General features: G+C 46.6%; 7 protein-coding genes. 4 read left to right on the top strand and 3 right to left on the bottom strand.

What is annotated here, in order from left to right; translation table 11 throughout:
* Window positions 1–197 precede the first annotated feature (197 nt).
* The 4 genes from Q5076_RS05285 (at window position 198) to Q5076_RS05270 (ending at window position 9,483) form a co-directional block, all read left to right on the top strand.
* A complete protein-coding gene (locus Q5076_RS05285) occupies window positions 198–4,226 on the top strand; it encodes a hybrid sensor histidine kinase/response regulator transcription factor (RefSeq protein WP_303011405.1) in 4,029 nt (1,342 codons plus the stop codon).
* A gap of 384 nt (window positions 4,227–4,610) precedes the next feature.
* Window positions 4,611–5,726, top strand: a complete 1,116-nt coding sequence (locus Q5076_RS05280; RefSeq protein ID WP_303011404.1) for a glycoside hydrolase family 105 protein — start codon at window positions 4,611–4,613, stop codon at window positions 5,724–5,726.
* A 48-nt stretch (window positions 5,727–5,774) separates the two neighbouring features.
* Window positions 5,775–7,889, top strand: coding sequence for a glycoside hydrolase family 2 protein (locus tag Q5076_RS05275; protein WP_303011403.1), 2,115 nt, complete (start codon window positions 5,775–5,777; stop codon window positions 7,887–7,889).
* 40 nt (window positions 7,890–7,929) lie between these two features.
* Complete coding sequence (locus Q5076_RS05270; protein ID WP_303011402.1) at window positions 7,930–9,483, top strand: Gfo/Idh/MocA family protein; 1,554 nt, start codon at window positions 7,930–7,932, stop codon at window positions 9,481–9,483.
* A gap of 424 nt (window positions 9,484–9,907) precedes the next feature.
* On the opposite strand, the gene Q5076_RS05265 is transcribed toward Q5076_RS05270, so the two are convergent.
* The 3 genes from Q5076_RS05265 to Q5076_RS05255 form a co-directional block, all read right to left on the bottom strand.
* A complete protein-coding gene (locus Q5076_RS05265) occupies window positions 9,908–10,795 on the bottom strand; it encodes a carbohydrate kinase (protein WP_303011401.1) in 888 nt (295 codons plus the stop codon).
* A gap of 34 nt (window positions 10,796–10,829) precedes the next feature.
* The gene (locus Q5076_RS05260) at window positions 10,830–11,996 is read right to left on the bottom strand and encodes an MFS transporter (protein WP_303011400.1); all 1,167 of its coding nucleotides are present in this window, start codon (window positions 11,994–11,996) and stop codon (window positions 10,830–10,832) included.
* Between the two features lie 116 nt (window positions 11,997–12,112).
* Window positions 12,113–13,900, bottom strand: a complete 1,788-nt coding sequence (locus Q5076_RS05255; RefSeq protein ID WP_303011519.1) for a GH32 C-terminal domain-containing protein — start codon at window positions 13,898–13,900, stop codon at window positions 12,113–12,115.
* Window positions 13,901–13,940 lie beyond the last annotated feature (40 nt).

Here is a 13,940-nt window from a genome sequence, read left to right as displayed (position 1 = left end):
CATCCGGGCGTACACGCAACACCGCAGCAAATTAGCAACCGGACAAAAAATTGGGAAAAACCATCCCGTCCATAACGACGGAACCATCCTTATTAAACAGTCTATATAAGATTTCCCCTCATATTTTTTCTGTTATATTTCCTTTTTCCTAAATTAGCCCCCGTTATGAAGTTTCATCCTTAATACGACATTATTTTATGAAAAATAGATACTTGCTGTTCTTTCTAATCCTTCTCTGCACCATGCCGGTTTCCATTACCGCTGAAACATACAAATTCAGGACCATATCCCCCAACGGCGGTTTCTATTATGACGGCGTGAAAGCGATAGAACAGGACGAGGATGGTTTCATATGGGTGATGATGGACTATGAACTCTACCGCTTCGACGGATACCATTATAAAAAATATCGCCCTTATTTCGCCTTGATGGACCCTACCAAAAAATGGATATTCAATAACATGAGTTCAGACACCCTGGGCTACCTCTATGTAAATACGAACAACGGGCTTTACCGCTATGAAAAAATATCGGATAAATTTGAAAAGATTTACGATGCGGTAGCCCAAGTCAAAGTCGATAAAACGAATCATATATGGGTCAGGGACAACAACCAATGGAACATCCTGAATGTAAACACAAAAGAACTCTATACCCCGCGCTATGACGGAAAAATACCGGCATACAGCAATACCGCCTTCTGTTTCCATAACAATGACCTATATACCTTTATACATAGAAAAATATATCGCTTCAACTATTCGGAGAAAGAATTCCTCCCCTGTCTCACCCTACCGGACTCAGGTAACGGAAACATCCGTTTCGCCCAGACATATATGGGAGAGCTATGGATTTATATCAACCGGGAAGGATTGTACAGAATAGACCTGTCCACTTTCAGAATAACGGAGCATTATGATGCAGTCTCCGAATGCGACGGCAATTCGTTACGCACGTTCCACATAGACAAGAAAGGGAAAATATGGTTTGGAACGATAAACGGATTGTACATATTCGACCCGTCAGACGGACAGATGTCCCGATACGCCCATTCAATAACCGACCCTTTCAGTCTGCCCAACAATTCCATCTGGACGATTTTCGAAGACCGGCAGAAAAATGTCTGGCTCGGTACATATTCGGGAACCCTATGCTATGTAAACGTCGATGAAAACGGCGCGTTCAAGACCTACCACACCCAAAACAGCGGCCTGAACAATACCCCGGTCAGCGCTTTCGCCGAAGACCGCAACTACCTGTGGATTGGGACGGAAGGCGGCGGCGTCAACCGGATGAACAAACATACGGGAGAATTTAAAAACCTTGCCGACGGAAACGGCATGACCTCCAACAATGTAAAATCCCTATCGATGGATTCCGACCTCAACCTGTGGATTTCCACATTCAGGGGTGGTCTGAACCTCTACGATTCCAACCGGAACAAAACATCCGACTACAAACACATCAAAAACGACTCCACCTCTCTACTGGTAAACAACATCAGAAAAACCATCCTTGAAGGAGACACAGGCTTATGGGTGGCATACCAATACCCCATGCCTAAAATCTCCTATTTCTCTTCCCGAAGCAAGTCATTCACCCATTTCACGCTGGACAGCATCTGGAATTACGCCTATCTGTTCGACATCCTCCGGCAAGGAGAAAAAACATTATGGGCCATCAGCAATGAAGCGCTCTACCGCATGGACATCAACACACATGCCGTAGAAAAGATTATTCCTCGCGACTCGACCTACTTAGGACTGTTCACCTTCTGTCTGGACGACTCCGGCAATATCTGGATCGGCACCATCGGTAATGGCCTTGTCAGGTTCGATACCAACACCTCGACTTTTATTCCGCTGAAAGACATATCGCAACACAGCGTCTACTCCATTTACAGCATTTGCTACGACGACGGAAATGTCTGGATGGGAACCGATGACGGATTATGCTGCTACGACATAGCCCGCGACCGGTTAATGAAATTCGATGAAAAAGAAAACACGCAAGGACAAGTCTATTATCCCCTGGCATCCATGAAAGGCGAAGACGGCCTTTTATATTTCGGAGGAACGAACGGATTCACGATTATAGACCCGCAAAAAATCACATACAACAGCTACAAACCCAAAGCCATCATTTCAGACTTCTTCATAGACCATGAACCGGTCCATCCGAACTACACACAAGACGATTCATTCAAGACCATCACCCTGGACTATGACCAAGTCAATTTCGGTTTCCGGTTTTCCTCGGACAACTACTATATTCCGGAAAAAAACCGTTTCAAATACCGTTTAAGAGGATATAACGACTCGTGGATTACAGCAAATGCCGAACAACGCACAGTCATGTACTCCAAAGTGCCTGCAGGCACTTACTATTTTGAAGTCTATGCAGCCAACAACGACGGATTATGGAGCGATGCCCCTATGACAATCAAAGTGATAAGGAAAACAGCTCCCTGGTTCAGCCTGCCTGCATATCTATTCTATGCACTTACGATTTTGGGAAGCATCTACCTGATTTACAGACATTATTCCGAAAAGAAAAGACTGAAAATGCTGCTCTATCAAGAAAACATAGAAAAAGACAAGAAAGAACAAATCCACCAGGCGCAGTTACGCTTCTTTACCAACATATCCCATGATTTTCGCACTCCGCTGTCACTCATCCTCGCAGCTTTGGACAAATTGCGCCGCGAAGGCCTGAAAGAATATTATTACCGGATATTGAACGGTAATGTGCAACGTCTGCTCAACCTGGTAAATGAGTTGATGGATTTCCGGACAATAGAAAACGGAATGATGAAACTGGAACTGCAACCGTTGGACATCAACCGGCTAGTCAATGAAATTGCGAACGATTTCATCGACTATGCACACCAGCGGAACATCGATTTCCGTATCCAGTGCGACGAAACCCTGCCCGCAGAAATCCACGCCGATAAAAATGTAATTGAAAAAATAGTCATGAACCTGCTGAACAACGCCTTTAAATACACACCGGACAAAGGGAAAATTCTTTTGGAAACGAGAGCGGGAAACAGCTTCACATCCGGCTACAAAAACAGCTACAAAGTAGGCGAAAGCATCAAAGATGTTTTTAGCATTGTCGTCAGCGACACGGGAGTAGGCATCTCCCGCGAGTCCATAAACAGTGTTTTCGACAGGTTCTATAAAGTAAACACGGTAAATGCCGACTCCCATTTAGGTACGGGAATCGGACTGGCCCTTGTGAAAAGCCTGGTGCTGCTGCATAAAGGCGATATCTCCATTTTCAGCGAGAGAGAAAAAGGGACCGACATGATTGTACGCCTTCCTCTGGACAGCAGTATTTTTTCTGCCGCCGATTTCATGCAGCAGAAAAACGACGTGCAGGATTCTCCCGTGCAACCGTCTGAACGAGAAGACATTCCGGCAGGGATAAAACAACCGGAAGAAGAATACCTGCCTTCCTGTAAAAAGAAGATACTAGTCACCGAAGACAACGACGACTTGCGGATGCTGATTGCCGAATCCCTGTCCGACGAGTTCCATGTCATGCAGGCACATGACGGCATGGAAGCCTTAGCCTTGATAAAAGAGACAGACTTCGACTTGATTATAAGCGATATCATGATGCCCAATAAAGACGGCGTATCCCTGTGTAACGACATAAAAAACAATGTAGACACCTCACATATTCCCGTTATTTTGCTGACAGCCAAAACCAGCCTCGAAAGCAAAATAGAAGGAGTCGATTCAGGGGCAGACCTCTATTTTGAAAAACCGATAGATTTGACTTACCTGAAACTCTCCATCCAGAATATATTCAGGAACCAGCAACAGTTGAAAGAACATTATGCCAAAAACTACTATGCCGACAGCAGCGAACTGTCGGCCAACGAACAAGATGCCAAATTCCTTAAACGGCTAATAGACTTCATTGAAAAAAACATAGACCAGCCGGAGATGGATGTAAACAGAATTGCCGAAGAACTCTCCATGAGCCGCAGCAAACTCTACACCAAAGTCAAAAGCCTCACCGGAAAATCCGTCGTCGAATTTGTCCTGAACTGCCGTTTGCGCAAAGCAGCCAGATTAATCATTGAAGAAAACATGACCATGCGGGAAATCATGATGCAAATAGGCATAGAGAGCCAGGCATATTTCACCAACTCATTCAAAAAAGTGTTTGGCGAAACCCCTACTTCCTTTGCCTCAAAGCATAAAAAAACATGAATAGGCAGATTTTACCCTTTTGACACGGGTAAACCTCCGGAAAAGGCCTCCTAAGGTAATTTGGATAAAATAAATGGCAAATCGAGCAAGATGCAAAAAAGGGAATTGGCTTTCTTTGCAAAAACTTTTTTAAATTTAATAGCATGAAAATAATTTTGCAGACAACAATTCCACCCCCATCGCAGACAACGGACGTATTTGTTCAAAAACGATACGATGCGGGTCCCCCTCGAAAAACCAAACGTAAATATGCCGGTCCGGACACCTGCTGACTTTTCAATAGTTAAACTACAGATTGGAAAAAATACAAGTGCCGCCGATAATTCGGAAAGCACTCATTTCGTTTTCTCGTTTGTTTTATGAATATAATATAGAAATGGCATTATGAAGAAATTTCTCTTTTTTACTTCTCTCCTGTTGATGACCGTCACAACAATTGCCGCACAGCAAAGTTTTGACAAAACAACCATAAAATCCGTTATGAAACGGGTTGCGGACTGGCAGATTGCCCATCCTAACAAAAGCGCCGAACATGACGACCTGGACTGGACACATGCCGCCTTGTATATGGGCATGCTGGATTGGGCGGAATTGACAGAGAAAGAAGACAACGACGATTCATATTACCAATGGTTGCTCCGTATCGGACGACGCAATCATTTCCAAGTAGGAAAATGGATGTACCATGCAGACTTCATTGCCGTAGGACAGCCTTTTATCGACCTTTACCAAAAATATGGCAACAAAAAAATGATAGCTCCAGTCATGGCACGTGCCAATTGGATTGTGGAAAATCCGGCCAATACGACTTTAGAATTGGATTACGGCAAATTAGAGACATTAGACCGTTGGTCTTGGTGTGACGCATTGTTCATGGCTCCCCCAGTATATGCCAAACTTTATGCAGTCACCAAAGATAAAAAATACTTAGACTTCCTGAACAAGGAATACAAAGCTACTTACGATTACCTGTACGACAAAGAAGAACACCTGTTCTACCGCGACCGCCGCTACTTCTCCAAACGGGAAGCCAACGGAAAAAAAGTATTCTGGGGACGTGGCAACGGATGGGTACTGGGAGGTCTGGCTGAAATCCTGCAGGCACTTCCCAAAGACGAGCCTTCCCGCGCCTTTTATCAGGATTTGTTTGTAACATTAGCCACACGTGTAGCAGAGCTGCAAAGCCCCGACGGATACTGGCACGCCAGCTTACTCGACCCGGCATCCTACCCGTCACCGGAAACGAGCGCGACCGGTTTCATCGTATATGCATTCGCTTACGGCGTGAATGAAGGATTGCTTGATAAAGCGAAATTCATGCCCGCCATCGAAAAAGGATGGAAAGCGCTGGTAGACGCCGTTGCCCCCGACGGGAAACTGGGCTACGTACAACCGATTGGCGCAGACCCGCGCAAAGTAACCCAAGACATGACAGAAGTGTACGGAGTAGGCGCTTTTCTCTTGTCAGGTTGCCAGATATACAAAATGGCAAGCAAATAACCTCCGGAACGTAATCGCCACAAAAAGTGAAAAATTAATTATCCAATCATGAAAAAACAGACATTGTTCTTACTGCTAATGCTGCTGATATCAAGCATATCAAGCGAAACGGACGCACGTGAAGTGACAACTTTCAACGAAGGTTGGGAGTTTAAAAAAGGTCCCTTCTCCCAAGAAACCATGCAAGCCGCACAAAAATGGAACGCGGAATGGGAAAAAGTAACCATTCCCCATACCTGGAATGCGGATGACATGCAAAAAAAGGTAGCTGCCTTTTACGAAGGTGCCGCCTATTACCGTAAAAAAACCGTTTTCCCGGAAAAACTAAAAGGGAAACGTGTCTTCCTCCGTTTTGAAGGCGTAGGTTCCTGTGCAGAAGTTTACATCAACGGCTATTTGGCAGGAACCCACAAGGGAGCCTATTCGGCTTTCGTTTGTGAAATCGGCTCCCAGATAAAATTCGGACGGGAAAACGAAATCATTGTAAAGGCGGATAACTCCTCACGCCCCGACGTCATCCCCACCAACCATAACTTATTCGGAGTTTACGGAGGCATCTACCGTCCCGTATGGTTGATTGTAACGGAACCGTGTAATATCGTCGTAAACGATTGCGCCTCTCCGGGAGTATATATCACCCAGAAAAACGTTTCAAAGAAATCCGCCGAAGTGGCCGTAAAAGTGAAAGTAGACAATGCCGCACTGGCTCCCGCTCCCTTGGAACTGGAAAATGCAGTGTATGACATGAAAGGCAAACTGGTGAAAAAACACCGCCAGGCTTTCGAGCTCATCCCGCAAGGCGTACAGAGCTATACTTCACATTTCAAACTGAGCAACCCCCATCTGTGGCAAGGACGTGAAGACCCCTATTTGTATAAAGTAGTGTCGCGCCTGATGCAAGACGGACGTGTGATAGACGAAGTTGTCCAGCCGTTGGGACTCCGCAAATATGAAATCGTGGCAGGCAAAGGCTTTTTCCTGAACGGCGAAAAATATCCCATGTACGGCGTAACCCGCCACCAGGACTGGTGGGGACTGGGCAGCGCCCTCACCAATAAGGAACACGACTTCGACCTGGCGCAAATTATGGATGTCGGCGCAACCACCGTCCGCTTCGCGCATTACCAACAATCCGATTACATATACTCACGCTGCGACACGCTGGGATTGATTATTTGGGCGGAGATACCTTTCGTCAACCGAGTCACCGGACAAGAATGGGACAACGCCCACCAACAAATGCGTGAACTCGTCTGCCAAAGCTTCAACCACCCTTCCATTTATGTATGGGGCATCCATAATGAAGTCTACCACCCTCACGGATATACGGCAGCACTTACACAGTCTATCCATGACCTGTGTAAATCCGAAGACCCCGACCGTTATACGGTAGCAGTCAACGGATACGGGCATGCCGAACATCCGGTCAACCAAAATGCGGACATACAAGGAATGAACCGCTACTTCGGCTGGTATGAGAAAAAAATACAAGACATCAAACCGTGGGTGGAAAAAATGGAAAAAGAATACCCCTGGCAACGCCTGATGCTCACGGAATACGGAGCAGACGCAAATATCAAACACCAGACGGAGATTCTGGGCGACGCCTTGAATTGGGGCAGTGACTTTTATCCGGAAACCTTCCAGACCAAGACACACGAATACCAGTGGGCAATCATCTCCCAACATCCGTACATCATCGCTTCCTATCTGTGGAACATGTTCGACTTTGCCGTTCCGATGTGGAAAAGAGGAGGAGTAAACGCCCGCAACATGAAAGGCCTGATGACAATCGACCGCAAAGTCAAGAAAGACTCCTATTTCTGGTATAAGGCAAACTGGAGCAAGAGCCCCGTACTCTATCTCACACAACGCAGAAACGTGGAAAGAGAAAAGAAAAACACATCCGTGACCGTATATTCCAATATCGGAACCCCCAAAGTATATCTCAACGGACAAGAATTGTCCAATGCCCGTAAAGGCTATACGGATGTACACTATATCTTCGACAACGTAGTGCTGAACGAAGGAAAGAACACCGTGAAAACAGTTGTTTCTTATCAAGGAAAAGAATACACGGACGAAGTGGAATGGACATATAACGGAGAGCACAAGCGGAAAGCGGACACTTATGAACACAAGAAAGAACATGCAGGCTGGTAATCTATCTAACCCTATTGATAATTAAAAATAATTGTTGAAAATGAAAAGTATCAAGACATTGTTGTTATTGGGACTCTGTGTATTGGCGGGCGCATGTTCCGTACAATCACCAAATTCCATCGTACAAACCAACGAACATGACACGAAGTGGCAATGGAAAAACGGAACCATTGTGGTAGAAACTCCCGAACGTCCGGCAGGACAAAAAAGCGTAATCGGACTGACTGCTCCGAAAATGGAAGTCGTGCGCGTCGGATTCGTAGGGCTCGGCATGCGCGGTCCCGGCGCAGTGGCTCGTTTCACCTACATCCCCGGCACACAGATTGTAGCCCTTTGCGATTACGAACAGAAACGTGCGGAAAAATGCCAGCAATACCTGAAAGCAGCCTCTCTGCCCAAAGCTGCCGTTTACTCCGGTGAGAAAGGCTATGAAGAGCTCTGCAAACGCGAAGATATAGACTTGGTCTATATTGCGGCCGACTGGCTACATCATTTTCCCATAGCGAAATGCGCTTTGGAAAACGGCAAACACGTCGCTATCGAAGTCCCCTCCGCTATGAACCTGAAAGAATGCTGGGAACTGGTTAATCTGAGCGAAACGACCCGCAAACACTGTTTCATCTTGGAAAACTGCTGCTATGACTGGTTCGAGATGAACACCCTGAATATGGCACAAAACGGCGTGTTCGGCGAAGTCATCCGTGCACAAGGAGCCTATATCCATAACTTGGACGCTTTCTGGAACTACTACTGGAAAAACGGAGAAAACGATAAATTAGGATGGCGTTTGGATTACAACATGCGCCACCGGGGCGACGTATATGCAACCCACGGACTCGGCCCCGTAGCACAAGCACTCGACATCCACCGCGGCGACCGCATGAAAACACTGGTGGCTATGGACACCAAATCCGTTGTAGGCAAAGCGTTGGTGGAAGCACGGACAGACTCCGCCTGTAACAACTTCCGCAACGGCGACCACACGACAACGATGATTCGTACGGAAAACGGTAAAGTGATAGAAATCCAACACAACGTAATGACCCCGCAACCCTACAACCGCTTGTACCAACTTACCGGAACCAAAGGCTTCGCCAACAAATACCCGTTTGAAGGATACGCCCTCGACGCCAAACAGCTTACGGCTTCCGGAGTACAGCCCAAAGTAGACGACCTCAACTCACACGGTTTCTTACCCAAAGAAGAAAAAGACGCCCTTGTGAAAAAATACCAACACCCGATATTGAAGAAATACGGTGAAATGGCTAAGGAAGTAGGTGGTCATGGCGGTATGGATTTCATCATGGACAGCCGCCTTATATACTGCCTGCAGAACGGCCTTCCCCTGGATATGGATGTTTATGACCTGGCAGAATGGTGCTGCCTGGCGGAATTAGGCGAACTCTCAATGGACAACGGATGTGCTGCCGTAGAATTCCCCGATTTCACCCGTGGCGAATGGAACGTAGTAAAAGGATACAAACATGCCTATGCAAGCCCCGAAGATGAAAAGACAAGCATGGAAAAAGCAAAAGCTTTCACCGCAAAGCTAAAAGAACAAGGCGCTAAAGAATGGGCACAGGAAAAGAAATAACCTGCTTTCAGACAAAAAGCCTGCCTTTATAAAAAGGAGGTCTCAAAATAGAAATTGAAAGTTGGAAATCTTACAGATTAAAACTTAAAAAAGAGGGAGTCGAAACTCTGTTTTGGAGAAGGTGAACCTTTAATCTGAAATCCGGCTACCTCCTCAACTATAAAAAGAACCGTATCAGAACTCCATTTCCGAGTAATGATACGGTTCTTTTATGTTTACCTGTCACAATCCCTAAGTTTTCCGAACGCTCAGTCGAGTTTTCATTTTCCCTCTCACCTTCATATTACAAATAATGCCGTCCCGTTTTTCCATACTGAAACAACCTCCTTTATATGAACAAGAGGAGACCGGTGAACAACCCGTCCGGGAACATCCGGCAAACTTCCACCTTTAATACCTGTCCGGATAGACCAAGCACGAAAACCTACATCAATCTGTCTTTCAGCACCTGCGGAAGTTCCGGCATCGCACCGCTCTGCGTACAGACATAGGCGGAAACCTCAACCGCCAACCTATGCGCTTCGGGCACAGGCTGGCCATTCAGAACGGAAGCGCAGAAAGCGGCCGTGAAAGAGTCACCGGCCCCCACCGTATCAGCTACCGGAACCTTCGGTGTCTCCTGGAAAGAAACGACCCCTGGAGTAAACACATAACTTCCGTTAATACCGCAAGTCAGAATCAGCATCTTCAAATTATATTTCGCCAACAGAATCCAACACTTGTCCTGTAAATCAATCCCCGGATAACCGAACAGACGGCTGATAGTCACCAGCTCCTCATCATTTATCTTCAGGACATTGCAACGGCGGAACGATTCGCGCAAGACCTCCTTCGTATAGAAATCCTGCCGAAGATTGATGTCGAATATCTTCAATTGCCCGTCCATATCGGGCATCGTATCCAAAAAACGGTTGATAGTGGCCCGGCTTACCGCGTTGCGTTGTGCCAATGAGCCGAAACAAACGGCACGTGTATTCAAAGCCAACCGTTTCAGTTCATCCGTAAAAGGAATGTTATCCCATGCCACACCCTCCTTGATTTCATAGCAAGGAACTCCTTCGCCGTCCAACGTCACCTGCACCGTTCCGGTAGGATAATCCACCCTCTCAATCTGTGTTTTCAGATTCTTCTCATTGAACACCCGCAGAATCTCATCCCCCAGCCCGTCATTGCCTACCGCACTGACTACCCGGCTGTCAAAACCGAATTGCGACACATGATAAGCGAAGTTCGCCGGAGCACCTCCTATCTTCTTCCCTTCGGGCAGCACATCCCAAAGCGCCTCACCCATTCCTACGATTATATTATTCATGTCCTATAGATTTTATTATTCCCAAAGTTATAAATTATTTTCTTATACGGAGCGTATAAAACAAGAGATAAAGCACGCCCACCGTCATTACGGCTACCGCCCCACTCTGTCCCATTGCATCGGATGCGACTCCCATAGCCAACGGAAATATCGTTCCTCCGAAAAGCCCCATAATCATCAGGCCGGAAACTTCATTCTTCTTACCCGGCAAATAAAGCAACGCCTGCGAGAAAATAACCGAGAAAACGTTGGAATTGCCGAAACCGATGAATGCGATGCACGTATAAATCATAGCCTTCTCATGAAACATGAACAAGCCCGCCATAGCAACCAGCATCATCACGGCGCTAATGCCGAAGAAAGACTTGGCCGGCATCTTGCGTAAAATGAAAGAACCCAAGAAACAGCCCGCCGTACGGAAGATAAAATAAAGGCTTGTCGCAAAAGCCGCATCATCCAACCCCATCCCGACACGTTCCATCAAAATCTTCGGGGCAGTGGTATTCGTACCGACATCGATACCCACATGACACATGATACCGATAAAACAAAGCAAAATGAACGGCTTGCCAAGCAAAGCAAGGCACTGGCCGAAAGTAGACGGCTTGCCTTCCTCTTTTTCCTCCTCAATCCGGGTGGCATTCAGCAAAAGAACAGCTACAACCGCTACTGTCATATAAATCGGGAAAAGAACGCGCCAGCCCAGACCGAAAGAAGGAATAGCCTGCGTAGCTCCCCACATCGCAATATACGGCGCAAGAAACGAAGCTATAGCCTTCACGAACTGGCCGAAAGTAAGGCTACTGGCAAGCCGGTCACCTCTGACGATATTGGAAAGCAACGGATTCAAAGAAGTCTGCATCAGCGCATTTCCGATACCCAGCAAAGAAAAAGAAACCAACATCAACATATAACCGTCTCCGAAAACCGGCAACAACAAAGAAGCGAACGTGACAAGCAAGCTCAGCAACACAGTCTTCTTCCGGCCGATACGGCTCATCAACATGCCCGTCGGTACGGAGAAAATCAAAAACCAGAAAAACACCAATGAAGGAAAGATATTCGCCTGCGAGTCAGTCAATCCTAAATCCGCCTTTACGTAATTGGAGGCGATGCCCACCAAATCGACAAATCCCATTGCAAAGAAGCAGAGCATCACAGGGAACAATTTTGAAAGAGAAGAATTTTTACTATTTTCCATTGTCTTAATTATTTTTTCAACTATCTATCATGCCATTCAGTCCGGAACCGCCCGTTCATCAACCGCCCCTATCCTAAAAGGAAACAGAAGAGACACACGGGACATACCGGCAAAAACTACCGTTTCAACCTATGGACCACGAATGAAACAACCTTATAACTTCCTCCTTTACTATAAAAATCCACACAGTCGTAAGGTTCGGAAGGAAACACCTGGTTAGTCATAACAAAACGCCCGCCTTCCCCGAAAGCCTCTATGCTCGACTTGTCAACAAACAGGCGAAGTTTCAAGACACCTTCGGTATCCTTAACAGCCGTCCAGGTCTCTACCGGGAAATTTTCGTTAAAACCTACCTCCCCGCTTTTCCGGCGGTCCATACTAAATTTATTCTCCTTCATATCATACCGCATGTCTACCTCCTCGCCCTTGCTATTGTAAAGGCGGAAACCGGCAACAGCCGCATTCTGATTCCTTAACGACAATTCTATTTCATAAGTACCTTCATTATCCGGAATCAAATTTTTCACAGTATGTATCCCGTTCACCCGGAAAGAACGCTTTTTGGAAACATCACGCAAAGCCAGCAGTTCGGGAGAAGGAGCAGATTTCAGGTAAATCCCGCCGTCCGCACAGAACAGGCTCAAATCACGGGGAACGGAATTCGGACTCCTGTACTGAAGAGTCGGCGCATCATTCGCATACTGCCAGTTACTCATCCATGCAATAGCAATACGGCGATTGTCGGGAGCATCGCTCCAAGTCACCGCAGCATAATGGTCTTTTCCCCAGTCCATCCATTTCGTCACATCCGGCTGATTGTCACAAACAAATTTTTTACCGTCAAAACTACCTATAAAATATTGAGTGGCACTTCCCCCGAAAGGACCTCCGGGATTCAGGTTACAAAGCAACACCCACTTCTTTTCACTCGTACCTTCTACGGGAAGCTCGAATAAATCCGGACATTCCCACACGCCTCCGTGCGCGCCGAAACCTTCTCCGAAACTGCTTTCATACGTCCAGTCCTTCAAATCGGGAGAAGAGAAAATCTGCATCTCCTGTCCCACCGCCAGTACCATAATCCAGCGGTGCGTCCCCTCATGCCAAAAAACCTTCGGGTCACGAAAATCACGCGCTTCAGACACAAGCACAGGATTGTTCTCATACTTAATGAAAGTACGTCCGTTGTCAGTGCTATAAGCGATGCTCTGCACCTGCCGGTCACCGCTCTGCGTATAAACGGCAACGATAGCGCCCGCTCCGAAACCGGCCGTATTGTCATGGTCCACCACCGCCGAACCACTGAAGATTGTGCCCAAAGCATCCGGTACGATAGCATCCGGATAATGTTCCCAGTTAATCAAATCCCGGCTGACAGCATGTCCCCAATTCATATTTCCCCATTTGGAGCCGTAAGGATTATGCTGATAAAACAAATGATATTCGCCATCTTTATATACCATTCCGTTCGGGTCATTCATCCACCCGTAAAGCGGAGAAAAATGATAAGCCGGACGATACTTCTCACGGTTATCCGTATCAAATACGTCGGACAACTCCATTTCCTTGCAGCAAACCGCCGAAAGTTCACCCCGCACCGGGTCATTCGAACTCAACTTAAACTTCACCAGAATGTCTTTGCCTGCATAACCGGAGAGGTCCAACGGAACGAAATAATCCACCCTGTTCACCGCCAGACGGACATCCGCCGCCTTCACTTCCCTATTGCCGGCAATCATGCTGACACGCACGTCAGGCATCGCCTCCTCAACGGGAAGAAGCAAATATTTCCGATTCGTATTCACACGCACCAAGTAATGCCCCTCTCCCAGATTCTTTACTGTCAGAGAAGAACCGGCCGCTACCGCGTCCGATACAGGAAAAACGGCCAAAAACATACACATCAAAAAGAAAAAAAACTGTTTTAACAAACACAACACATTC

The organism is uncultured Bacteroides sp. (genome assembly GCF_958445495.1).
Classification (GTDB): domain Bacteria; phylum Bacteroidota; class Bacteroidia; order Bacteroidales; family Bacteroidaceae; genus Bacteroides.
The sequence above is the reverse complement of the archived record's forward strand: the minus strand, read 5'-3'. Positions and strand labels throughout refer to the sequence as shown.

Coding starts and splice junctions, on each gene's coding strand:
- Q5076_RS05260 (WP_303011400.1), bottom strand. CDS start 11,996: ATGGAAAATAGTAAAAATTCTTCTCTTTCAAAATTGTTCCCTGTGATG.
- Q5076_RS05275 (WP_303011403.1), top strand. CDS start 5,775: ATGAAAAAACAGACATTGTTCTTACTGCTAATGCTGCTGATATCAAGC.
- Q5076_RS05265 (WP_303011401.1), bottom strand. CDS start 10,795: ATGAATAATATAATCGTAGGAATGGGTGAGGCGCTTTGGGATGTGCTG.
- Q5076_RS05285 (WP_303011405.1), top strand. CDS start 198: ATGAAAAATAGATACTTGCTGTTCTTTCTAATCCTTCTCTGCACCATG.
- Q5076_RS05280 (WP_303011404.1), top strand. CDS start 4,611: ATGAAGAAATTTCTCTTTTTTACTTCTCTCCTGTTGATGACCGTCACA.
- Q5076_RS05270 (WP_303011402.1), top strand. CDS start 7,930: ATGAAAAGTATCAAGACATTGTTGTTATTGGGACTCTGTGTATTGGCG.
- Q5076_RS05255 (WP_303011519.1), bottom strand. CDS start 13,900: ATGTGTATGTTTTTGGCCGTTTTTCCTGTATCGGACGCGGTAGCGGCC.